Annotated in this window: 2 protein-coding genes; both read left to right on the top strand. The window is 71.8% G+C overall.

Annotated elements, in window-relative coordinates; genetic code table 11:
• Positions 1 to 275 precede the first annotated feature (275 nt).
• Positions 276 to 758, top strand: a complete 483-nt coding sequence (locus V7793_RS36645) for a single-stranded DNA-binding protein (protein ID WP_336014002.1) — start codon at positions 276 to 278, stop codon at positions 756 to 758.
• A gap of 339 nt (positions 759 to 1097) precedes the next feature.
• Positions 1098 to 2227 (top strand): Cys-Gln thioester bond-forming surface protein (locus tag V7793_RS36650; protein ID WP_336014003.1); only part of this gene is annotated, 1130 nt, incomplete at its 3' end.

The raw sequence follows: 2227 nt of genomic DNA on the forward strand, positions 1-2227 counted from the left end.
CCGCGGGCTGTGGGCGGGAGCGGGTGCTGGAGCCCGTGGCGGCGGAGCTGCTGCGGTATCAGGAGGTGCGCGCCCAGTACGTGATCGCGGCCGGCGAGGGGTGAGGGAGACGGGACCGTCGTCGTGAGCCCGTGAGCCCGTGAGCCCGTGAGGGTGACGCAGTTCTCCACAACCGGCCCCTGGTCCACAGCCCTCAGCGGGATGTGCCGCGCGAAGGCAGCATTGCTTCACGAGGCACCGAGCAGGTGGTTCCACAACGGGGGAGGGCGGTCCGTATGAACGAGACGCTGGTGACGGTCGTGGGAAACGTCGCGACGGAGCCGGACTACCGGGAGGCGGCGAACGGCTCGCCGTCCTCGCGGTTCCGCTTGGCGGCGACGGTGCGCCACTGGGACCGGTCCAAGGAGGAGTGGGCGGACGCGTACACGAGCTTCTACACCGTGTGGGCGTGGCGCGCGCTCGCGGCCAACGTGGTGGCGTCGCTGGACGTGGGGGAACCGGTCGTGGTGCAGGGCAAGTTGCGCATCCGCGAGGAGGAGCGCGAAGGGAAGCGGTGGCTGTCGGCGGAGATTGACGCGGTGTCGGTCGGCCACGACCTGAGCCGCGGGACGTCGGTGTTCCGCAGGGTGTCACCGGCGAGGGCGCTGCCGGCGGAGCCGTCCGCTCCGGGACCCGCTCCGGGATCTGCTCCATCACCCTCCCGAGCCGTTCCGGATCCGGAGGCCGTCCCCGCCGGCGCGGAGTCGCCGCCCTTCTGAAATGACCTGGTCTGTCCCGGTGATTTATCGATATTGCCAGGTCAGGCAGCGTGCCCCCGGTAACGATTCCGATTCGGATCGATTGAGCGGCCCCTCCCGTGGGGATGGTGTCCCGCTCGCTCTTTAAGATCACGTTCACAGCAACGTGTCACGGGGGGCCGCGGCGGCGTGTCTACGGCCGCGCGCGACAGCGTGCAACGGGGGCTTCTGAGTCGTGAGTTCGGTGGCGAGGCGCGCCGACTTGTTCTGCGTTCGCCCGGAAGGAAGTCGATGATTTCTGTCAGGAGGCGGGGATCCGCCCGCCTTGCCGCAGCCGCCCTGGCGACGGGATTGACCGCGGTGGGCACGATAGCCGCGGCGGGCCCCGCCGCCGCGGACGACGCGCCGCAGAACCCGGGGGGCGTCGCCGCCACGCTCGGCGGCATCACCGCGGGCTCGGGCGCCGTGGTGCACGACCGGCGCAGGACGGGCGAGGTCCCCGCGGGCCTGTTCGAGATGAAGGTCGACGGGGGCGGCACGCTGCAGACGTACTGCATCGACATCCTCACCAACCGGGTGGACGGAGCGCGCTACCGCGAGGTCGGCTGGGGCGAGTCGTCCCTGCACGCCAACAAGGACGCGGGGAAGATCCGCTGGATCCTCCAGCACTCCTACCCCCAGGTGAACGACCTCGCCGCGCTTGCCAAGGACGCCGGTACGGGCCCCCTCGACGCGAACACCGCCGCCGCGGGCACCCAGGTGGCCATCTGGCGGTACTCGGACGGCGCCCAGGTCGACGCGAAGGACCCCGCCGCCGAGAAGCTCGCCGACTACCTCTACAAGAGCGCGAAGGACGTCGAGGAGCCCGAGGCGTCCCTGACCCTCACGCCGCCGGCGCTCTCCGGCAAGCCCGGCCGGAAGCTCGGCCCGGTCGCCGTGCGGACCACGGCGAGCAGCGTCACCATCACTCCTTCGGGTGCGGCCGTGGCCCGGGGCGTGAAGATCGTCGACAAGGACGGCAAGCCCGTCGCCGCCACCGGCAACGGCGGCGAGTTCTACGTGGACGTCCCCGCGGGCGCCCCCGACGGCTCCATGTCGCTGAAGGCCACGGGCGCCGCCAAGGTCCCGGTCGGCCGGGTCCTCATCGGCGACCACACCACGACCCAGACGCAGATCCTGGCCGGCTCCAGCGAGAGCGCCGTCTCCGCGGGCGCCACCGCGCACTGGACGGGCAAGGGCGCCGCCCCGGCCCTGTCCGCCCGGAAGAACTGCGCCAAGGGCGGCGTCGACGTCACCGCCGACAACCAGGGCGACGCCCCCTTCACCTACGAGCTGGCCGGCAAGAAGCACACCGTCGCGCCCGGCAGGTCGGAGACCACCCTGGTGAAGGTCGGCGAGGACCGCGCGTACCGGTTCACGATCACTGGTCCGGGCGGCCTGTCCAGGACCTTCGCCGGGATCATGGACTGTGCGACCTCCGCCGCCACCGC

This window comes from Streptomyces sp. KLMMK, assembly GCF_036961605.1.
Taxonomy (GTDB): domain Bacteria; phylum Actinomycetota; class Actinomycetes; order Streptomycetales; family Streptomycetaceae; genus Streptomyces; species Streptomyces telluris.